This window comes from Maribacter flavus, assembly GCF_008386635.1.
Lineage (GTDB): Bacteria > Bacteroidota > Bacteroidia > Flavobacteriales > Flavobacteriaceae > Maribacter > Maribacter flavus.
This window is the reverse complement of record NZ_VUOE01000002.1, coordinates 334,691-356,396: the sequence shown is the minus strand read 5'-3', so window position 1 is coordinate 356,396 and position 21,706 is coordinate 334,691. Positions and strand designations below refer to the sequence as shown.

Here is a 21,706-nt window from a genome sequence, read left to right as displayed (position 1 = left end):
ACTTATAAATTTCAAGCCTAACTAAGATAAAAACTTAATTCCCAATTACAGATTTTTAGAAAGGTTTCCATTCTATTTTTATCCAAATCATAGTTCTTGGGATTATTTTTGAATTAATCATAATTTGTAACCCAGAACTAAATAAGTTAAATCAATACTTACTAAAGGAAAGAACCGATCTTGATTTCTTAGTGCGAATTGCTATCTTGTGATTATCAACGTAGGATCTAATTCTAGATTTGAAACCTTTTTGACAGTGGAAACATACGTGAAATAACCCTTAAATAGTACCATTCGTGAAAATAAAATTAGCCCTTGCGATAATCGCCTTTTCAACTTCAATACTAAGTTTCTCCCAAGAACCAGACTGGGAAAAACTATACAAGGAATCCCAAAAAACAGAAGTGTATGAACCCGTTCCTCCCAAAGTGGATGCCGGGAAATGCTACGGCGAGCCACCGTCCGATGCGGTTGTACTTTTTGACGGAACCGATTTAGAAAAGTGGACCTATGACAACCCTGAAAATTCCGAAACTTGGAAGGTGGAAAACGGCATTATGACCGTCAATAAAAAAGCAGGTAGTCTCACGACGAGAGACAGCTACCTGGATTACCAATTGCATTTGGAATACCTAATCCCTGAGAATATTACGGGCGAAGGCCAAAGCAGGGGCAATAGCGGAATTTTCCTAGCCTATCTGGGACTTGATGAAACCGGGTTGTTCGAGGACGGGTATGAAATACAGATATTGGACAACTACGATAACGATACCTACGTCAATGGCCAGGTAGGGTCTATGTACAAACAATCCATTCCATTGGCCAATGCCGCCAGAAAACCCGGCGAGTGGCAGACCTATGACATCGTTTGGAAAGGCCCACGTTTTAATGAGGATGGCACACTAAAATCGGCCGCAAGTGTTACGGCATTTCACAATGGGGTTTTGGTTCAGAACAATTACGAACTTAAGGGAATCACCCCTTGGATAGGCCCACCAAGCTATAGAAAACATGGCCCATCCCCTATCCGACTTCAGGCACACGGCGACCCCAGTGAACCGATAAGTTTTAGAAACATATGGCTCAGAGAGCTGTAACATAAAAATATCCACTATTTCCTATGTCCGAACCGAAAAAACACCGTATCTACACCATGTCCTTCGCAGGCGTATATCCCCATTATATTGCCAAGGCCGAAAAAAAAGGGAGAACAAAAGAGGATGTGGACACTATAATTTTCTGGCTAACAGGTTATGATAGGGAAGCCTTGGCCAATATTATTGAGAACAAAACAAATTTTGAGACCTTTTTTGACGAGGCTCCCAAACTAAATCCCAATGTTTCCAAAATCACCGGTGTCATATGTGGGTACCGCGTGGAGGAAGTTGAGGACAAACTGTTGCAAAAAGTACGCTATCTGGATAAATTGGTGGATGAACTCGCCAAGGGTAAAGCCATGGACAAGATTTTGAGGAAATAGGGATATTGGGATGCGTGAACCGTTTTTAGATTCATAGTTTTCCATAAAGAATGGGGTCGAATTTTAAATATCCGGCCGAAACCTCTGTAACAAAAGTTACCCAGATAACGGTTTATATAGTTTATTTTTGCAGTAAAATACACGGTATGTTCGGCAAAGGTTCCAAAATCTATAGTATTCTATTTTTAAAATGTCCTAGATGTCATGAAGGGGCTTTTCTAGAGGCGAACCCCTATAAATTGAGCAACTTCAATAAAGTGAAGGAGCATTGTCCCAAATGCAATCTTAAGTACAGCATAGAGCCCAGTTTTTATTATGGCAGTATGTATGTTTCCTATGCCGTAGGCGTAGCGGTTGCCGTTGCGGTATATGTTCTAACGTTGCTCTTGGGTCTTGATTTTAGTATTTTGGGAATATTTGGGGCCATAGTGACCGTTTTGGTCCTGACCATGCCCTGGATTGCGGCCGTGTCAAAGTCGATCTGGGCAAATTTTTTCTTCAACTATAATAAGGAAATTGCCGATAAGGTTAAATAATCTCATCAATGATACAGGAACTTACAGAAAGTTATGGGTCGATTTTTGAAAAGGATCTCATTAATGAAATCGTACAGGTAGGTACCTTTAAAGAAGTCCCCGAAGGATACAAACTCATTGAAATTGGTGATTACATCAAGGGAATGCCACTCTTGATTTCAGGAGCCATCAAAATCCTAAGGGAGGACAATGATGGGGACGAGCTTCTGTTGTATTATTTGGAAAAAGGGGACACCTGCTCCATGACCTTGGCCTGCTGTATGGGAGATTCCAAAAGTGAAATCAGGGCCATTACGGAAACCGATAGCAAGCTTATTATGGTGCCCATGCAAAAAATGGAGGAATGGACCGTAAAATACAAGAGCTGGCGAAATTTTGTGTTCAACAGCTATCACGAAAGGCTGAACGAATTGTTGAGTACCTTAGACAGTATCGCATTCGATAAAATGGATGCCCGCTTGATCAGTTATCTCAAGGAAAAGGCTAGAATCAACAAGGGGGACATCATCAACAACACCCATCAAGAAATAGCCTACGAACTGCATAGCTCCAGGGTGGTGATTTCCAGATTGCTAAAAAAACTGGAACAGATGGGCTCCATTGAGCTGCATCGCAACTACATTAAAATTTTGGATTTGTAATCCTTTGTAACCAATGTTACTGCAAGGCTTCTGTAGGTGCTATAGCTTCGCACCTGTAATTGTAAATGTTACATGGAAGTGCTACACATATTTGGTTACACCAGCGCGTTAATCATTGGAATATCCCTAGGTCTCATTGGCGGTGGAGGTTCCATTTTGGCCGTACCCGTACTGGCCTACCTATTTTCCGTAAATGAAAAAGTGGCCACGGCCTACTCCCTTTTTATTGTCGGGGCAAGTGCCTTGGTAGGCGGTTGGAAACAACATCTAAAAGGATATGTGGACTGGCGAACGGCGATTGTTTTTGGTATACCCGCTATTATAGGGGTAACCTTGGTAAGGCACTATCTCGTTCCCATTTTACCAGATGTTTTGTTTGAAATAGGTGATTTTCAGTTTACACGTCGCATGGGTATGTTCGGGTTGTTTGCAATCCTAATGATTCCTGCCGCATATTCCATGTTAAAAACAAAAAAGGAAGCCCCAAAGAAAGTGACTGGCGTTGTAAAATACAATTACCCCCTCATTTTGGCAGAAGGCTTGTTGGTTGGTGGTATCACTGGCCTTATTGGGGCCGGGGGCGGTTTTCTGATCATTCCAGCGCTCGTTATCTTGGCCAATGTAGAAATGAAGGTCGCCGTGGGAACCTCCTTGATCATTATTGCGGTAAAATCCTTAATGGGTTTCTTTTTGGGGGATGCGTTGACCATGGAAATCAACTGGTTTTTCCTTCTCATTTTTACAGGTCTTTCCTTTTTGGGAATCTTTATAGGTAGTTATATGGGCAACTTTATCGACGGTAATAAGCTGAAGAAAGGCTTCGGATATTTTATTCTGGTGATGGCCGTATTTATTTTCTATATGGAGTTCTTCACCGTTTCCTAGACGCGTTTTTACAAATTTTACCGCTTTTCCTTACATCGATAATTTTTCGGCTTATGTAACAAAAGTCACTTTTTTCTTTTGTTGGAATCCCTACTTTTAAAAAATGAACCATTAAATATCAGCAATTATGAAAGTAGAACAGATCTATACAGGATGCTTGGCGCATGCCGCCTACTATATTGAAAGCAAAGGTGAAGCCGCAGTATTCGACCCCTTGCGGGAAGTATATCCATATCTGGACCGGGCAAAAAAGGACAATGCGAAAATCAAATATGTTTTTGAGACCCATTTCCATGCGGATTTTGTAAGCGGACACTTGGACCTTCAAAAAAAAGCCAATGCCGAAATCGTTTTTGGACCGGGAGCAAAGCCTGCCTATGAAGCTATAACCGCGGAGGACGGACAAATTTTTGAAGTAGGCGATTACAAGGTAAAGGTGATACACACGCCAGGTCATACTATGGAAAGTACTACCTACCTCTTAATAGATGAAAACGGCCATGAACATGGAATCATTACCGGTGACACCCTGTTCATTGGCGATGTTGGAAGACCCGATTTGGCCCAGCATGTAGTATCCGAACTGACGGAGGAAAAATTAGCGGGCCATTTGTACGATTCCCTTCGAAACAAAATCATGCCCTTGAACGATGATTTGATCGTGTATCCCAACCATGGAGCGGGTTCCGCATGCGGAAAAATGATGAGCAAGGAAACCACTGATACCTTGGGAAACCAAAAAAAGGTGAACTACGCCCTACGAGCCGATATGACCAAGGAGGAGTTCATAAAGGAATTGCTTACCGGGCTTACCACACCACCGGGCTATTTCCCAAAGAATGTATTGATGAACATCAAGGGTTACGAAAGTTTGGACAACATAATGGACAGGGCCACAACCCCCTACTCGCCACAAGCCTTTGAGGCGGTGGCCAATGAAACCGGGGCCCTGGTTTTGGACACCAGGGATGCTGCGGATTTTGCGAAGGGCTTTATACCCAACAGCATCAACATTGGTTTGGAAGGAAGTTTTGCCCAATGGGTGGGTGAGATGATTCCAGACATCAAACAGGAGATTCTTCTAGTGACCTACGATGGAAAAGAGGAAGAGGCCATTACGCGCTTATCTAGGGTGGGCTATGACAACACCGTAGGCTTCTTGAAGGGGGGCTTTGAGGCCTGGAAAGATTCTGGTAAGGAATTTGAGATGGTCAACCGCATTTCGGCCACGGAACTGGAAAAAGCCATGAAAGACGAAATACCATTAATAATCGATGTTCGCAAAAAAAGCGAATTTGATTCCGAGCATTTGATCGGTGCGGTGAACATTCCATTGAATGAGATAAACCAACATTTGGCGGAATTTCCCAAGGAAAATACATTTGTGCTACACTGTGCGGGCGGTTATAGAAGTATGATTGCCGCATCCATACTGAAACAACGGGGATGGCAGGATTTTGCGGATGTAGAGGGAGGCTTCGCCGACCTTGCCAAAACGGCACTTCCAAAGTCGGAATACGTCTGTCCGTCCACCATGTTATAATTCATCGAGAACCATGATAAAGCCCCTTTTATAGGGGCTTTTTGTTTGCGCCAAATGTAACCTTTGTTACCAATTTAGTAAATTACAATTAGTAATTTTGTCTTCAATTAAAAACTGTGTATTCATGAAATGAGCCATAACAAGTCTTGATACGTATTGAGATGGTTATTGGCGAATTGCATCTGACCTAATAAAAACAATAAAAATAAACAGATGAAAGTTGAACAGATTTATACAGGTTGCCTTGCTCAGGGAGCTTATTATATAGAAAGTAAAGGAGAGGTGGCCATTATCGACCCGTTAAGGGAGGTAAAACCATATATCAATAGGGCGAAACTGGATGACGCAAAGATCAAGTATATTTTTGAGACACATTTTCATGCCGATTTCGTGAGCGGACATGTTACCTTGGCCAAGGAGACCGGGGCACCCATTGTATTTGGCCCCAACGCCAATCCCAATTTTGAAGCCATCATTGCGAAGGACAACCAGGAATTCAAACTGGGGGAGGTAACCATAAAGGTACTTCACACCCCCGGGCATACCATGGAAAGTACCACCTACCTACTGAAGGACAAAGATGGAAAGGACCATGCCATATTTAGCGGTGACACCCTGTTCTTGGGAGATGTGGGCAGACCGGACCTTGCCCAAAAAATGGGCGTATTGACGGAAAAGGACCTGGCCGGATTCTTGTACGACAGTCTCCGGGAGAAAATAATGCCACTCGCCGATGATGTAATCGTATATCCCGCCCACGGTGCAGGTTCCGCATGTGGAAAGAACATGATGAAGGAAACCGTGGATACCTTGGGAAATCAGAAAAAAATGAACTATGCCCTTCGAGCGGACATGACCAAGGAGGAATTTATCGAAGAAGTTACGGACGGATTATTGCCTCCGCCACAATATTTCCCCTTAAACGTAAAAATGAACAAGGAAGGATACGAGGATATCGACCAGATTCTTGAAAGAGGAACCAGGGCCCTGTCCCCAAAAGCCTTTGAATCGGCAGCCAATGAAACTGGAGCCATTGTATTGGATGTTCGCAATGCGGCCGACTTTGCCAAAGGACATATCCCACGATCCATATTCATAGGGCTTGATGGTAGCTTCGCCCCATGGGTGGGAGCCTTGATCGCAGATGTACAACAACCCATTCTATTGGTGGCACCAAAAGGTTTGGAAGAAGAAGCCGTTACCAGATTATCCAGAGTAGGTTTTGACAATACCCTTGGTTATTTGGAAGGCGGGTTTGAGGCTTGGAAAAAGGCCTCCATGGAATATGATACGGTTAGTCAGGTCGATGCTTCGGAATTAAAATCGCAGATGGAAAAGGAAAATATTCCTGTTTTCGATGTCCGAAAGAACAGCGAATATCTTTCCGAACATGTATTGGAAGCACATAACACGCCCTTGGATTATTTGAACGATTACTTGGCCGAATTTCCGGATAACGATACATTTTATGTTCATTGTGCCGGAGGTTACAGGAGCATGATTGCCGCCAGCATCTTAAAAAGTAGGGGCATCCATAACTTGATCGATGTAAAGGGCGGTTTTAAAGCCATCAATGAAGCCGGAATACCGGTTTCCGAATATGTTTGCCCATCTACTTTGTAAATTAATGTAAATCAAATACCTTCAAAGAACCTTTAGTTAGTTAGAGACCCACGGAAAGATTCATTTCATGATTTTTGTGGGTCTTTTTTTTACCTCAAAGGCCGGTATTCCTAAATTTTTCGATTTTTTTTCCTTGTGTAACTATAGTTACTGTGGGTGCCCGGATTACATTATACCTTTAGAGTACTATAGTAATACGACTGTAGTAACAAAAATCCGATCGATATTTAGGGATAGGTATTGATCCGATTGTTTTTAATTGGTTGGTTGTTTAAAGGAGGCAGGCCGGAAAGTCTGTCTCCTTTTAAAAATTCTCACTTTAAAATTTGTAACAAATGTCATTTCTAAGCGCACTATTTGGTTCCAAGAACACTACCGATACGGGAAACATCGTCATTTTGGACAAAAACGCATATGCCACTGCCATCAGCGGCCCAAAAGTACAGTTGGTGGATGTAAGGACCCCTTCTGAATATAACGGCGGACACATAAAAAAGGCCCTTAACATCGATTTTTTCAATGCCTCGAACTTCAGGACGGCTTTTGAGAAATTGGATAAAAATAAACCTGTATATGTTTACTGCAGATCCGGCGCTAGAAGCCAAAAGGCGGCAAAGAAGCTGGTAGCTATGGGTTTTAACGAAATTTACGATCTACGGGGAGGCTATAATTCCTGGAACTGAACATAATAAAAGTACTGGTATGAAGGCTACATTAGTGGTGCAGAACCTTAAATGTGGGGGCTGTGCAAAAACGATCATCAGTAAAGTATCTGAATTGGATTCGGTTTCCAATGTTTCCGTGGACGTAGAAACTTCCTCCGTTTCCTTTGAATACCAGGATTTGGACGATGCCCTACTGGTTAAGGAAAAGCTTTTGAAAATTGGATATCCGTCGGTGGATATGGAAAATTCAAAGATGGCACAATTCAAGTCCTATGTTAGCTGTGCTACAGGTAAAATGAAATAGCGCTTTAAAATGGTATTTTGATGCCGATGTTTCAATTGGAATGACCAGTAATCCATATCAACGAAGGGATATTTTTAGTCTTCCCACAAATACCTAGGAAGCGGGTGCAAGCCTATTTAATTCAAAAAATCAATCCGATGAAAAAAATCCTATTCATAATCTCGCTTCTATATTTAGCAAGCTGCAAGAATTCAGGGAATTCTGATAAATCGATTTCCGAGGTAGCAATAGAAAAGCCAGCATTTAACCAACAAGATGCCTTAAAGGGCAGGGAACTTATGGAAGCCAAATGCTATGTATGTCATGGTCCCGATGCCGGCGAGGATGCCCGGATTGCACCGCCCATGATCGCCATTAAGGCAAGATACCTCATGGACAGCCCCAATAAGGAGGAATTTGTGGATGCCATTTGGAACTTTGTGGAAAAACCCAGCTTGGAAAAAGGTAAGATGAAAGGTGCCCTAAAAAGGTTCGGGGTAATGCCCTATCAGCCATATTCGGAGGAGGATATCAGAATGATATCGGAGTATATGTTTGACTATAAAATTGAAGAACCCGGCTGGTTCAAGGAGCACTGGGAAAAAGGACACGGTTCCGGCAACTTTGAGCAGCAAGGAAAAGTGCTAAAGGAGGCGGACGCCCCTAAAAAATCGGCAAAACAAATAGGCTTGGAGATGGCCCAAAGTACCCAAAATGTATTGGGCAAGAACCTCATGGGAAAAATGCAAAAGGAAGGTTCGGTCGCGGCATTGAAGTTTTGCAATGAAAGGGCCTATCCGTTAACGGATAGCATGGCGATCGTACATAACGCCAAAATCAAAAGAGTTTCGGACAAGACCAGAAATCTTAGAAACAAGGCCAATGCCCAAGAAATGGAGCACATTGCCTTTTTCAAGGATAAAATTAGGGCAAATGAAGTTTATGAGCCCATAGTAATCGAAAACGGCGATAAAACACACTTCTACGCGCCTATTGTCACCAACGATATGTGCCTGAAATGTCATGGGAATCCATCTAAGGATATACCTTCAGAAGTGGTCTCCATATTAAACGAACGCTACCCTGAGGATGCCGCTACGGGATATTCCACCAATGAGGTACGGGGTATTTGGAGTATTACTTTTCAGAAGGAAGAGCCTTAAGAACGGCGGGGTTCAAAGGTGAAAGGATGAAAAATCTTTGACTTGGGAAAAATATACCTTTAACTTTAAACTCATTACCTTATTCTCTATTTCCTTGGCTACAAAAGTCCCGGTCCAGTCTGCGCTTCCTAATAAATCATGGCAGTGAACAATTAAAAATTAGCTTGGTTCAAAACCAAAATAGGAACATCTGCATGGTTTACCATTCCCTTGGTTTCAGATTTCCTAAATAAATCCAACAGTTTATCATGTTTTTTGGCTACAAGGCAAAGAAGATCTGCCCTACGGCTCTTAGTGAACAACCGGGCACCCATAGCGACACCTACCCCGTCCAGTTCAAAAAAATCACTGTTTTCTTCTTTTAAAAGAGTCTGTAGATAGGACTTGGCCGTAATTTGGGTGCCGCTCAACCCTTTTCGTTGCTCATCCAAGAACAGCACTGCAATGCGTGCATTATGATCCCTCCTAAGATCCAGCAAGGGTGCAAGTCCCTTTTCAGAATAGTCAACCTCGAAATCGGTAGCAAAGACCAATTCTTCGATGTTCTGGAAACTATAATTCTCTGGTACGGCTAGGACCGCCGCCAGTACTTTTCCCAAAAGGCTACTGGTATTGCTTCCCAAGGTCATCTCTTTAAGACCGGAGGCCCCTTTGGTACCCATGATTACATAATGAATGTCCTTTTCCTCAATAAACTTTTCAATAGTATTAAAAAAAGAGCCCTTTAGGGAACATGGCACGAAAGTGTGTTCCTCTGCTATGCCCTGTGCCTTAAGATCGGCCATGGTGGTCTCCAAACCTTCATTGGACTGCTCCAACAGTGATTTATTGATGGTCTCTGCCATCCTTTTGGTACCTATGCCAGTAGTACTATAGGGGACGGCCCCATCCATGACATTTACCAAATAAAACGTTGTGGTGTTCCCCTTAAAAAGATTTTGGGCGTAGGCAATTGCCTTTTGGGCATTGGGTGAAAAATCGGTGGGCAAAATAACATTTCTCATACTTGACATTTTTATTTAGCCACAAACTACTTAATTAAATAATACTAAAACCTGACAATTGTCATGTACACATCCTTGATTGGGAAAGTTAGTAGAACTATTTAATAATCATTAAAACTTACGTGATTGGAGTTTTATAACCTTCGTTAACAAGGACTTACCCTACCTTTTTCTTCCAGCGAAATCCATAAAACAATTGCCCAAAAAAATCTTTTGGTAGGGACTCCTCACCAGCAAAGCCAAGTTCCACGGTACCACTATCTTCTGGAACATAATCGGTTTTGAAAATATAATCCCAAAGACTTAAACTGATGCCGAAATTTACGCCATATCGCTTATCCGAGGGCAGGTTGTAGGCATGATGGTATAGATGCATCACCGGATTGTTCAAAAGGTATTTCAAGGGTCCCCAGGTAATCTTGATATTGGAATGATTCAAGTGCCCGATAGCAATGGCGAAAAAGTGGACAATATAGGCCTGTTCCGGCTCAAAACCACCCAATAGCATTACACCAAAGGTTTTTAGAGGCTTGTATAGGATGTTTTCCATCCAGTGATAGCGCAAATGTGCCGCAAAGCCCATTTCCTTAACGCTGTGGTGTACCTTGTGAAAATTCCATAGTACCTCATATCTGTGCAAAAGTATATGGGTAAACCATTGAACAAAATCCAAAATCAGGAAAAAAACGAACAATTGCGCCCAAGAAGGCCATGGGGTAAAATCTATTAGGGCCAAACTCTTGGCAGTAATGCCCATTTCTTCAAAGAACAACTGAAGAACTTTATATACCCCGCTGATGACAATCGCAAAAAGGAAAAAGTTGAAAAACATATAGAAGGCGTCCAGCCAAAAATCCTTTCTGAAAATACCCTGGTTCTTTCGCCAAGGAAAGGCAATTTCCAATGCCCAAACAAGCAAAGAAATCACCATGAGTCCCCAAAAATAATTGGTATACCAAGGAACCTCAAATAGGATGGATTTCCAGGTCCAGTTGAGGGTTCCCAAAAAAGCATCGTAAAAAGCTTTTAGATATTCCATCGTCCAAATTTATGAGGTCAAAGATAATTTCTTACTCCGTAAGGTTTGGTAACTTTGGTTACAAAACTTGACCGATAATATCACTATATTAGAGTCAATTTTGAATCGTAACGCATTAACTACCAAAATGTAACGGAAACATCACCGACTTGAACAGTTGGTTGGGATTTTAAAACAATAGAAACCAATTAAACTTTTAATCATGAAAAAAAATATGGGAAGTGCGGATAAAACCGTCCGAATCATTATTGCATTGGCAGTGTTTGCCCTGTACTATTTTAATGTCATCGGGGGAACCTTGGCCTATGTATTGATGGCCTTGGCCACCATTTTTGTGTTGACGAGTCTCGTCAGTTTTTGCCCGCTGTATACGCTCTTCGGGATCAGTACCTGCAAAACAAAATAATTATCATTTTAATCATTTTGTAAAGACCGATTTCTTCGTTAGAAATCGGTCTTTTTTATGACTGCTATCATATAAATTCAAGACTCTGTAACCTTTGTTACACAATTCGTAAAAAATACCCTATATATTTAACAGGTTGAATAAAAATTTACAATAAATGAGCTCACATCATCAAATTCTTGTTATTGGAGGGGGTACTGCCGGCATCATGGTGGCGTCGCAACTGATAAAGCAAAAGAAAGCCAAGGACGTAGCGGTTATTGAACCATCGGACACCCATTACTACCAACCCGCGTGGACCTTGGTGGGCGCAGGTGCCTATAATTTTGATAAGACCGCACGGCCCATGTCATCCATTATGCCCAAGGAAGCTACTTGGATTAAAGACAAAGCGACCGGGTTTGACCCTGAAAATAACATCGTTCAAACGGCCGCTAACGGAGACATATCCTATGACTATTTAGCAGTGGTTCCAGGATTGGCCTACGATTATAGCTTGGTTCCCGGTCTAGGAGAGGCCATGGACAAAGGCGTGGTGTGCAGCAATTATACGGACCCCAACCATACTTGGGACGTAATCAAAAACTTTAAGGGCGGCACCGCCCTATTTACCCAGCCCACCACCCCGATAAAATGCGGTGGGGCTCCCCAAAAAATCATGTATCTGGCGGAAAGCCATTTTAGAAAGAGTGGCGTAAGGGACAAAACAGATGTCGTTTTTGCAACCAGTGGAACGGTCATATTTGGGGTTAAGGAAGTGGCCAAAACATTAATGGAAGTTGTGGATAGAAAGGATATCAACCTGCGCTTTTACCACAAGTTGGTGGCCGTGGATGCCGATAAAAAAATTGCATGGTACGAACTGGGCAAGGATATAACCGCAGGTGGTTGTGTGGTAATGGCCGGTGAGGACGATGACCGACTTCTGGACGACTCCTTCCAATACAACTACAAGGACGTGAAGGTAACCGTTGATGGTAACCGCTACGGTATCCATTATGATATGCTCCATACGGCACCCCCTTCGGTGGCGCCAAAGTTCGTGAAGGATTCCATTTTGGTGAACGAGGCAGGCTGGTTGGATGTGGACCATAAAACCATGCAGCACAATACCTATCCCAATATTTTTGGATTGGGCGATGTGGCCGCTTTGCCAACGGCAAAAACGGGGGCTGCCATTCGCAAACAGGTTCCCATCGTGGTGGATAACATTGACAAATTGATGAAAACACAGTCCATGGGCTCCAAGGCCTACAACGGTTATTCCTCCTGTCCATTGGTCACCGACTATGGAAAAATGGTCTTGGCCGAATTCGATTACCACAACAATTTTACCCCCGATCCCAAGCTAAAGCAAATGTTCATCTCAGATTCTTCCAAAGAACATTGGAGACTTTGGATGTTAAAAAAATACGGACTACCCTATTTGTATTGGAACAAAATGATGAAGGGACAGGACGTTTAATAAATAAATTCCCCCAATATTAAGAAAAAGATGAGGCCAAAAACCTCATCTTTTTTATTTGGTCGAATCCTTCTAAAAATTGTAGTTGAGGATAAAATCCACGTGGAGCATATCCACCTTATTGAAGAAAAAGTTCGGGTTGTTGGGAATATCCCCGTTCCCTATTTTACTGGTAACCAATAGTTCTGGTTTTAAGTTGGTTAACCCCTTTATATTAAAAAAAAGGTCCAAGTTGATATGGGTGTAATCCGGTATGGCGTATTTGTTCCTTTCGGCATCGATAACGGATGGCTTCCAGTGCCTGCCCAAGCTCACAATCGACCTAATATCCAGATCATTTTTGAGGACAGGAAAGGTAGTATCATACGTCAATACAAGGGCATGATTTTTTGCTGTGCCCTCGCTGCGTTCCCGTTTCTGGAAACTAAACAGGTCTTCCCTGCCCCACTCGCGCGGAAACAAAAACTGTCCGCCGGGCAATATATAATCATAGCCCAATGAAATATTGGTTTTATTATGAGTATACCCCCATTGGAGCCCTAAAATATCCGAGGACGGCTGGCCGAAATATTGCAATTCATCCAAGGCATTTCCGCCGTTCCCTAACTTGTTTTGATGCAACCACTCGGCTTCCAGGGTCCATGCTTCGTTCAATCTGTATCGGGGCTTTACGTAAACGGTATTAAAGACATTGTCCACGTAATAGTTCCAAATACCCAATTGTAGGTTTTCCATGAGTTTTACATCGGAATTGAATAAAATAATATAGTCCGATTCCGTATTCCCAGCATAGCGGCTTTCCGCACCAAATATGGACCTTCCCACGGGATAAGTCCCTATGCTTTCCCCGATTCCAAAAAAACCTCCGGTAGATCTTGGCGCAATGGCATTGAGAATACCAAATTGAAACGTACTACCCGGATTTGGTTTATATCTATGCCAAAAACCTTGCACCAAGGTGGGTATCATCCTGCCATCCTGCGGGTTTATCATGGGCGTATTGATTTTCATACGACCTAAAGTGAAGTGGTGCTTTTTTATCTTATATTCCAAGTACAACTCGCCCAATAGGAATATTGCATCATTTTCAAGGTCCAAGCGGTCAAACTGTCCCTCCTCGTACCTACTCAACCTTCCCGTAATCCCATCCGGAACGGTCAAATCCTGAAGTCCCAGGTTGGTTGAATTATACAAGGCGGCGCCCACTGTAAAGTTGTTGCCTACATTCAACCGGTATTTTAAATGACCACCTGTGGCCAAGGCCCTAAAATCCTTTAAGTCGCCTTTGTTCGCGGTATGCATAAAATAATTTCGCCACTGTCCGGAAAGCTGTCCCTGCACAAAAGGCCTGGACGTATCTTGAGAATGGAGAAAGAGGGGCAGTATGAGTAAAATGACGATTTTTCGCATGGGCCCTTATTTCACCTTTTCAATATTGTAATTCTCTTTATAGTATTCCATTATGGGCTGAAAGGGACCAAAGTGATGCTGTTCCTGGGAAAAATTGTCCGCCCAGGGACCGTAAGAAGTGGACACGGGTTTTAGTTTCTTATCCGGATAATCGGCCTCCGTGTTCGCCTTTACCGGTCGGACAAAACTATTGATATAACCTGCGACGTGGTAGGCCTCTTCATCGGTAAGCTTCGGATTTTTGTAAGTGGCCAACCCAAAGGGCATGTTGCTCTTGATAAATTCCGCAGCCGTGATTACCCGATGCATACCAGCACCGTTGTTAAAGCTATCCGGGCCCCACAGCGGCGGATAGAGATAGCCTTTGGAAGTATCGGTTTTTTTGATTCCCTGCCCGTCGGCTCCATGACATACGAGACACTCCCTATCGTACACGGATTTGCCCTTCTCCAAATCGACCCGTACTTCCGGAATTTTAATTTTTGGAAAACCCTTGAACTCATTCTCCCGTTCTTGGGGCAAATCCTCCCCCAACCACTCCATGTAGGCCACAATGGCCAAGATTTCCTGGGAATCTTTTGGTAATTTTTTTCCGTTCATACTACGCTCCATACATCCATTGATGCGATCTTGTAGATCGCCCACAGCATTCGCCCTACCGCCAAATTGTGGAAAACGATTCGCTACGCCCACCCAAGACCCCGAACCTGCTTGGGTTCCAAATTGCAGATGGCAATTGGTGCAGGAAAGATTGTTACCGGCATATCGCTTGTTTGGGTCCGGGGCCTGTGGGCCAATATTTTCGGGAGATTCGGATACCAAAAGAAATCCGACTTTAACCCTTTGGGGCGTACTTCCGTCCTCCAAAGCGGCCAATACATTTTTGGGCCGCCATTCCGAATTAGAGACAGTAAGGGATACGGTTTTGCTAGGGATGGTAGTTTCGGTCCGATAGGTAAGCAATGTGATAAAAAGCACGGTAATCAAGGAGAGTACGGTGACAAAGAGCCAAAAAAGACGTCTTACCAAATATCCAAAATGCTCCATAACCTTATGCACAACCCTTTAAAAGACCAACGAAAATAATTGGTAACCTTAGAAAATACAGTAACAATTGTTACAAATAAACCCAAAATGAAACGATATTTTCGTAAACTTATCGAGAAATTTACAAAGGGATGGGAAGTAAATATTGGTCCCTTTAAAAGCAAATCGATCCAATTCCAAAAACTAGAAACAAACTATATGAAATCAGTATTAAGTCTTTTGACCGCCCTCTTCTGTATTGGAGTCTCCTTGGGCCAGGAATGGGAAACCCCAATTATTAAGGGCTATGGTAAGATCAAAAATTTCAAGGATGTGACCGTACAGCCCGATGCCTCCTTGGAGTACAAATTGGTATTCGATATTACCAGCGATTCTGAAATGGATGGCGTGAACAAGGGGCTTTGGAAAATAGCCAGGGTCATTAACATGTTGGGTTCGGCCGGTATTCCTTCGGATAAGGTACATATGGTAGCGGCCATACATGGGGCCGCCACCTTTGCCACATTGACCGATGCCAAACACCAGGAAATGTATAGCAAGGTCAACCCGAATACGGAACTGTTGCAGCTATTGAAGAAATATGGCGTTGAACTATTTGTCTGCGCACAGGCCACGGCTGCCCGGAATATCAGGGCGGAAGACCTCAACCCGAATACGGAATTGGCACTATCCGCAATGACCGTTTTGGCCAATTATCAATTGCAAGGCTATGCCTTAATGCCCTAGTTTTTTTGATGAAGGATTTTTGGAACCAGCGATATTCCGGGGAAACGTTCGCCTACGGGACGGAGCCAAACCAATTTTTTAAGCAAGAACTGGATAAACTGCAACCTGCATCCATTTTACTCCCCGCCGAAGGCGAGGGCAGAAATGCCCTCTATGCCCTTCAAAAAGGTTGGCAGGTACATTGTTTTGACTATAGCGAATCTGCCAAGGATAAGGCCCTCGATTTAATACATCCGTCCGGTTTTGACCCGGATTACCAAGTATGTGATGTTCTGGAGTATCGCACGGAAAAGCAGTTTGATGTGCTTGGGTTCAGCTATGTCCATTTTCCGATAGATATTCGGCATCAAGCACATCAACACCTACTTTCATTTTTAAGGCCGGGTGGCAAGATCATTTTTGAGGCCTTTTCAAAATCGCAGCTGGGCAAACCATCCGGAGGTCCCAAAAATTTGGACTTGCTGTTCTCCGTTGCCGAAGTCAAAAAAGAATTTACAGGAATCCGTTTTTCTTATCTTGAAGCACTGACCATAGAACTAAAAGAAGGCCTTTACCATGTGGGCGAAGCCTCTGTAATTCGATTTGTAGGTGAAAAAGGGAACTAATTTATAGTTCCCTTTTTCCATATTCCTTATTCTTATTTAAAATGTCCCTTTATAATTCTAGAATTTATACTGTAAAAAAGCGGAAAAATTCCTTCCGGGATCATTGATGGGCACATTGGTGAAACCTGCCTGATTATTGAAGGCGAAATTTAAGTGGTTGTTGTAGGAGGCATCCAACACGTTTAACATCGCCACGCCCAAGGACACATTCGTAACAGGAATTATGCCCAAACGAATATCCAAAACCTCGTAACCGGGAGTACTCCGTTCCCCAAAGGAAGGGGCGATATCATCCTGTCTGGACGTTATGGTATAGTTCACATTGGTCCAAAACCTATCCACCTCATAACCCAACCTGAATCGTGTATTCAAGGGAGGAACCAGTGGCAAGGATTCGTTCAAGTCCTTATTTTTTGCGTACACATAGGCCAATTCTGTCGTAAAATTGAAATGGTCCCAAAAGTCAAAGCCCACCATAGCCTCAAATCCTGTTTTATAGGCCTCGTCCAAATTGCGGAAGACTTTGGGATTGAGAGGTTCGTTGCCCGGCATGAACTTTCGGGTCAAGGTCTCATCTATGACCGGAACAATGTAATTTTCATACAATGAATAGTAAAAAGAAGTGCTATAGCTAAAAGCATCCAAGCTTTCTTCGGAAAGTGGTAGCCTACCTTTAAACCCAAGTTCGAACTGGTTGTTCACTTCGGCATCCAAATTAGGATTGCCTATATATTCGAAAGGATCCTGCCCCACCGTAAAATGATTGATGACACGTTCTATCATATTGGCGGAACGCACCCCCCGGCCATAGGCGACCTCCATGATAAATTCTGTGGAAGGTGCATATTTCAATGAGGTGGTAGCGCTGATATTGTGTTCGGTGCGCTTGTCCAAATTTGGATATAAGGCCGCGAAATCGGCCTCCGGGTCCTTGATTTCCGAGCGTACGTTGTCATACCGAACACCGGCTGTCCAAATCGTATTTTGGGTCAGGGAATACTTGCTTTCAGCAAATAGGCCAAGGTCGTTTATGTAGGAATCCTGCCATACCTTATCCACAAATTGCACGGGCGTTGGCAAGGGCCCCATCATGTTCCGTTTTACCAAACGGGTACGGGCACCGTCACGGGCAATATGCAAGAGGTCCAAACCTGTATAGAGTGAAAGCTTTGCATTGGGAACCAGCTTGAACTCCAGTTTTCCACCAGATGTGGTCGCGTCTATTTCAGAAATGGCTTCGGTCATCATGAACGAAGGCCTTTTGGTATTGGACATGATATGGTCCACATAGCTGTAGTAAGCCTTTGCAGTGACCTCTTTGAGCAATCCGCTACGTCCCGTCAATTTATAATCCAGGGAAAACATACTACTATTATCCTCGTCGGTATCCATGGGCAGACCTGCATGCAAAACATCCCTACCATAGGATTGTCTCCAATTGGCCTGCAACCTTTGGTCCTCGCTAAAATTATATCCGGCCCTTACCCCATATTCCAGACTCCTGAAGGAGGAGGGAATTTCCGTGCCATCGCCGTCCTGATAATTACCAAAATCCCTATACCCTATGGTTCCGCCAATATCATATTTTGAAGTAGCCTGTTGAATTTGGGCCGATGAAACCATAGAGCCCCCGTTGCTCTCATAACCTGCGTTTATTTGTCCGCTAAGACCATACATGGCCGATGGTTTTTGGGTCACCATGTTCACCACACCTCCAAAAGTAGCTCCATAGCGCACGGTGTAAGGACCCTTGATGATTTCTATCTTTTCTATTTCCTCAGGATTTACGTGGGTCGTTATGGGGTCCATTCTATTGGGACAGGCATGCATAACCTTTGTTCCCCCATCGAACTGAACGTTTAGCTGTTCATATTGCGCAGCCCTAAAACTGGGATCGATGGCATAGTTGCCACGTTTTATCAAGGAGAACCCATTGACATCCGAAAAAAGGTCGGCCACATTCCGTGGTTGGACAATTTTCCTCACATAGTCATTCGTTTGCATGGTAAGGACGGGGTCGTTCTGAAGCTGCCCCGTAACCAGGACACCCTGAATCTGGATGGGTGCCTCTTTTAGGGCAATCCGCATAATCTCGTTGGAGGGCCTTACCTCAATTTCCTTGGTCCCATATCCCATAAATGATATTACAAGGGTCTCTCCCTCTGGGTCCACCTGAATTCTGAACGTGCCGTAAGCATCCGTGTACGTGGAGCTGCCGCCCTTTATTTGTATATGGGCACCCGATAGCGTTTCGTTGTTGTTTTCAGATACTACCTGGCCTTTAAAATTTTGTGCATTGAGTAGGTTTGCCAGTAGCAACGCCGCTAGCAACCCAAAAAACTTTAGATTCATTTTTAAGCTTTAATAATTATACATAGAAGAGGTACCATGAGTCTTGGAAACTCCGGTAAGCGGAAATGGAAAAAACCTATTTCCAGGGAGGTATAACTATATGCTGGATGTACCTGAACCGGTATAAATTGATGTGACGAAACTTGTTCCTTCTTACAATTGGAAAAGTTTCAAAGCGCACGGACGATACGTTTTCCAAAAAGAGTATCGTTTCCGTTTTCAACCAATCCAAATTGATGGGTTCCCTTTCCTCCTGCTTCTTTTGTGCCAACATTTTGGAAAGGGCGCATTTACCATCGCATTGCAACTCCGGTCTTTCCTTGTTTTCGCAATAACGTTCTATAAAGTCTTCCGTAAAAAGCGCATAATATCCCAATGTGCCCGCAATTTTTAGGCTACTGGCAACGGTAATGGCCAAAAACAGGCAAGTTATACCCAAGGATTTTAGTTGCATCCGGCAAAAGTAAATCGACAAATAGTTTTACAAAGTGACTTTTGTCACAAAAGGGAAGAAAAATAAAAATGGATAAAAAAAGGAAAAAAGTTCAAAAAATGTTAAAAAGACAGCTATGTAACCCAGGTTACTTCGGAATGAAAATCGATAATATAAATTTATCAAAAATTAAATTAACAATAATAAATATCTATTATGAGTACTGAAAATGTCAATTCTGAAAATGTGAATCCCATGCCAAGAATTGGGGACCAAGCACCCGATTTTACAGCTATAACAACAAAAGGTAAAATCAAATTTTCTGATTTCGCCAAGGACAAATGGGTGGTGATGTTCTCCCATCCGGCCGATTTTACACCCGTTTGTACTACTGAAATGAGCGGTTTTGCCACTAGAAAGGGAGAATTCGATGCCCTTGATACAGAACTCTTGGGTTTAAGTATCGATAGCATTCACGCGCACTTGGGCTGGGTGCAAAATGTACGGGTAAACACAGGTGTCTATTTTGATTTTCCGATTATTGCCGACTTGGATATGAAAGTGTCCAAACTGTATGGAATGCTCCAACCCAATGAAAGTGAAACCGCAGCCGTACGTGCCGTATTCTTTATTGACCCAAGTAAAAAAATACGGTTAATAATGTATTACCCCTTAAATGTTGGTAGGAATATGGACGAAATCCTTAGGGCCTTGGAAGCACTACAGACTTCTGATAAGCATAAAGTGGCCATGCCCTTGGATTGGAAAAAAGGTGATAAGGTCATCGTTGGACCTCCAAAAACCTTGGATGAGCTGAATGAACGCATTAATGACGATTCCCTGGAAAAAGTGGATTGGTATTTAGCCAAAAAAAGCATTTAATCCTCATTACCATCGGTCGATTTAAGAGAGCCTGTTTAAATTGGCCGATTTTTTTTGGGCTTCATTTTGAGAAAGAACTAAATGTTAAATTTTCCAATTTGTAACCCATATTACAGAACAAAATATATCCCAGTTGTAATTTTATATCAAAGCTATCATCATGGATGTAGAGATTCTCGCCAGAATTCAATTCGCTTTCACAGTAGCCTTTCATTACATCTATCCACCCTTGAGCATAGGAATAGGCTTGATAATGGTGGTTTTGGAAGGACTGTACCTAAAAACGGGCAACAAACAATATGAGGTCCTAACTAGGTTTTGGTTGAAAATATTTGCCATCACCTTTGGTATTGGCGTGGCCACAGGTATCATTATGGAGTTTGAATTCGGTACCAATTGGTCCGTGTACTCCAAATATGTAGGTGATATTTTTGGAAGCGCGCTGGCCGCCGAAGGGCTCTTTGCCTTTGGTCTGGAAAGTACCTTTTTGGGCATCTTGATTTTCGGCTGGAACCGCGTTTCGCCAAAAGTGCACTTCATTTCCACGATCGGTGTTTTTTTGGGTTCCATGTTTTCCGCCATTTGGATCGTGGTGGCCAATAGTTGGCAACAGACCCCTGCCGGATATCACATTGTGGGCGAAGGTCTGAACGCACGGGCCGAGGTAACGGATTTTTGGGCCATGGTTTTCAATCCGTCGAGTATGGATAGAATAATCCATGTTTGGCAGGGTGCCTTTTTGGCCGGTGCTTTTATGGTCTTGAGCGTACATGCCTATTACCTTTTAAAGGGAAGGTATATAGAGATTTCCAAAAAGGCATTCAAGATTTCCTTGGCGATAGCAACGATCGTATCATTGATGCAATTGGTCTCCGGTCATAGTTCTGCGGATGGCGTCGCCAAAAACCAGCCCGCTAAATTGGCCGCAATGGAAGGTCACTATAATGCATCCGAAGCAGCGGATCTCTATCTATTTGGTTGGGTGGACAACGAATCCCAAAAAGTTACCGGTATGGGAATCCCTGGTGGATTGTCCTATTTGGTACATCAGGATTTTGAGGCGCCTATAAAGGGTTTGAATGCTTTTCCCAAGGATGAAATACCTACACAGGTCAATGCGGTATTTCAGTTTTACCATATTATGGTCTCCATTGGAATGTTTTTGATCTTGTTGACCCTTTATGCAAGCTTTTTGTGGTGGCGGGGTACTTTGTTCGAGAAAAAATGGTTGCTGCGCATTTTTATGTTTTCGGTATTGCTACCGCAGATAGCCAATCAGGTGGGCTGGTTTGCCGCGGAAATGGGAAGGCAACCTTGGGTGGTCTATGGCCACTTAAAAACCAGTGAGGCCTTTTCACAGGAAGTATCGGCAAATCAAATTCTTTTCTCGCTGATTTTATTTCTAGTCGTTTATGCCATCCTATTTTTATTGTTTTTGTACTCCTTGAACAAGAAAATAAAACACGGGCCCTATGAAGAGGCCAAAAACCCAGATGAATTTTTGAAATACACATAAAC

The 21,706-nt window shown here is 43.0% G+C and carries 22 protein-coding genes; 16 read left to right on the top strand and 6 right to left on the bottom strand.

Features of this window, described 5'->3' with window-relative positions:
• Positions 1–296: 296 nt before the first annotated feature.
• From F0361_RS11825 to F0361_RS11780, 10 genes are all read left to right on the top strand, one after another.
• The gene (locus F0361_RS11825) at positions 297–1,097 is read left to right on the top strand and encodes a 3-keto-disaccharide hydrolase (RefSeq protein WP_211361168.1); all 801 of its coding nucleotides are present in this window, start codon (positions 297–299) and stop codon (positions 1,095–1,097) included.
• A 23-nt stretch (positions 1,098–1,120) separates the two neighbouring features.
• A complete protein-coding gene (locus F0361_RS11820; RefSeq protein WP_154918807.1) occupies positions 1,121–1,480 on the top strand; it encodes a DUF2200 domain-containing protein in 360 nt (119 codons plus the stop codon).
• A 146-nt stretch (positions 1,481–1,626) separates the two neighbouring features.
• A complete protein-coding gene (locus F0361_RS11815; protein WP_154918806.1) occupies positions 1,627–2,016 on the top strand; it encodes a DUF983 domain-containing protein in 390 nt (129 codons plus the stop codon).
• A gap of 8 nt (positions 2,017–2,024) precedes the next feature.
• Positions 2,025–2,657, top strand: a complete 633-nt coding sequence (locus tag F0361_RS11810) for a Crp/Fnr family transcriptional regulator (RefSeq protein WP_138258532.1) — start codon at positions 2,025–2,027, stop codon at positions 2,655–2,657.
• Between the two features lie 72 nt (positions 2,658–2,729).
• Positions 2,730–3,542 (top strand): sulfite exporter TauE/SafE family protein, encoded by an 813-nt coding sequence (locus F0361_RS11805; protein WP_154918805.1) that lies wholly within the window; start codon positions 2,730–2,732, stop codon positions 3,540–3,542.
• A gap of 127 nt (positions 3,543–3,669) precedes the next feature.
• Positions 3,670–5,085 carry an MBL fold metallo-hydrolase gene (locus tag F0361_RS11800; RefSeq protein WP_154918804.1) on the top strand — a complete coding sequence of 472 codons (1,416 nt, stop codon included), beginning with the start codon at positions 3,670–3,672 and terminating at the stop codon, positions 5,083–5,085.
• Between the two features lie 213 nt (positions 5,086–5,298).
• The gene (locus F0361_RS11795) at positions 5,299–6,708 is read left to right on the top strand and encodes an MBL fold metallo-hydrolase (RefSeq protein ID WP_154918803.1); all 1,410 of its coding nucleotides are present in this window, start codon (positions 5,299–5,301) and stop codon (positions 6,706–6,708) included.
• Between the two features lie 335 nt (positions 6,709–7,043).
• A complete protein-coding gene (locus F0361_RS11790) occupies positions 7,044–7,391 on the top strand; it encodes a rhodanese-like domain-containing protein (protein ID WP_154918802.1) in 348 nt (115 codons plus the stop codon).
• Between the two features lie 19 nt (positions 7,392–7,410).
• Complete coding sequence (locus F0361_RS11785; protein WP_154918801.1) at positions 7,411–7,677, top strand: heavy-metal-associated domain-containing protein; 267 nt, start codon at positions 7,411–7,413, stop codon at positions 7,675–7,677.
• A gap of 137 nt (positions 7,678–7,814) precedes the next feature.
• Positions 7,815–8,819 (top strand): c-type heme family protein, encoded by a 1,005-nt coding sequence (locus F0361_RS11780; RefSeq protein WP_154918800.1) that lies wholly within the window; start codon positions 7,815–7,817, stop codon positions 8,817–8,819.
• A gap of 152 nt (positions 8,820–8,971) precedes the next feature.
• Here the strand turns inward: F0361_RS11780 and F0361_RS11775 are convergent, their stop codons facing one another.
• A complete protein-coding gene (locus F0361_RS11775) occupies positions 8,972–9,823 on the bottom strand; it encodes a universal stress protein (RefSeq protein WP_161598235.1) in 852 nt (283 codons plus the stop codon).
• Between the two features lie 157 nt (positions 9,824–9,980).
• Positions 9,981–10,862 carry a sterol desaturase family protein gene (locus F0361_RS11770; RefSeq protein WP_154918798.1) on the bottom strand — a complete coding sequence of 294 codons (882 nt, stop codon included), beginning with the start codon at positions 10,860–10,862 and terminating at the stop codon, positions 9,981–9,983.
• Between the two features lie 202 nt (positions 10,863–11,064).
• Between F0361_RS11770 and F0361_RS11765 the strand changes: the two genes are divergently transcribed.
• Both F0361_RS11765 and F0361_RS11760 read left to right on the top strand, forming a co-directional pair.
• Positions 11,065–11,268 carry a YgaP family membrane protein gene (locus tag F0361_RS11765; RefSeq protein WP_154918797.1) on the top strand — a complete coding sequence of 68 codons (204 nt, stop codon included), beginning with the start codon at positions 11,065–11,067 and terminating at the stop codon, positions 11,266–11,268.
• A 157-nt stretch (positions 11,269–11,425) separates the two neighbouring features.
• Positions 11,426–12,733, top strand: a complete 1,308-nt coding sequence (locus tag F0361_RS11760) for an NAD(P)/FAD-dependent oxidoreductase (RefSeq protein ID WP_154918796.1) — start codon at positions 11,426–11,428, stop codon at positions 12,731–12,733.
• Positions 12,734–12,805: 72 nt separating this feature from the next.
• Here the strand turns inward: F0361_RS11760 and F0361_RS11755 are convergent, their stop codons facing one another.
• Positions 12,806–14,143, bottom strand: coding sequence for an OprD family outer membrane porin (locus F0361_RS11755; RefSeq protein WP_154918795.1), 1,338 nt, complete (start codon positions 14,141–14,143; stop codon positions 12,806–12,808).
• Between the two features lie 6 nt (positions 14,144–14,149).
• Positions 14,150–15,190: a c-type cytochrome gene (locus F0361_RS11750; protein ID WP_154918794.1), complete on the bottom strand. Its 1,041-nt coding sequence runs from the start codon at positions 15,188–15,190 to the stop codon at positions 14,150–14,152.
• A gap of 198 nt (positions 15,191–15,388) precedes the next feature.
• On the opposite strand from F0361_RS11750, the gene F0361_RS11745 reads away from it, so the two are divergent.
• Both F0361_RS11745 and F0361_RS11740 read left to right on the top strand, forming a co-directional pair.
• Positions 15,389–15,916 (top strand): DsrE family protein, encoded by a 528-nt coding sequence (locus tag F0361_RS11745; protein ID WP_161598234.1) that lies wholly within the window; start codon positions 15,389–15,391, stop codon positions 15,914–15,916.
• Between the two features lie 8 nt (positions 15,917–15,924).
• Entirely contained in the window at positions 15,925–16,521 is a 597-nt protein-coding gene (locus F0361_RS11740; protein ID WP_154918792.1) for a class I SAM-dependent methyltransferase, read from the top strand.
• A 57-nt stretch (positions 16,522–16,578) separates the two neighbouring features.
• Here F0361_RS11740 and F0361_RS11735 read toward each other — a convergent pair whose 3' ends face one another.
• A complete protein-coding gene (locus tag F0361_RS11735) occupies positions 16,579–18,873 on the bottom strand; it encodes a TonB-dependent receptor (RefSeq protein ID WP_154918791.1) in 2,295 nt (764 codons plus the stop codon).
• 76 nt (positions 18,874–18,949) lie between these two features.
• Complete coding sequence (locus F0361_RS11730) at positions 18,950–19,327, bottom strand: hypothetical protein (RefSeq protein WP_154918790.1); 378 nt, start codon at positions 19,325–19,327, stop codon at positions 18,950–18,952.
• Between the two features lie 195 nt (positions 19,328–19,522).
• Between F0361_RS11730 and F0361_RS11725 the strand changes: the two genes are divergently transcribed.
• Together F0361_RS11725 and F0361_RS11720 are read left to right on the top strand one after the other, a co-directional pair.
• Positions 19,523–20,188 (top strand): peroxiredoxin, encoded by a 666-nt coding sequence (locus F0361_RS11725; RefSeq protein ID WP_138258549.1) that lies wholly within the window; start codon positions 19,523–19,525, stop codon positions 20,186–20,188.
• 160 nt (positions 20,189–20,348) lie between these two features.
• The gene (locus tag F0361_RS11720; protein WP_154918789.1) at positions 20,349–21,704 is read left to right on the top strand and encodes a cytochrome ubiquinol oxidase subunit I; all 1,356 of its coding nucleotides are present in this window, start codon (positions 20,349–20,351) and stop codon (positions 21,702–21,704) included.
• Positions 21,705–21,706 lie beyond the last annotated feature (2 nt).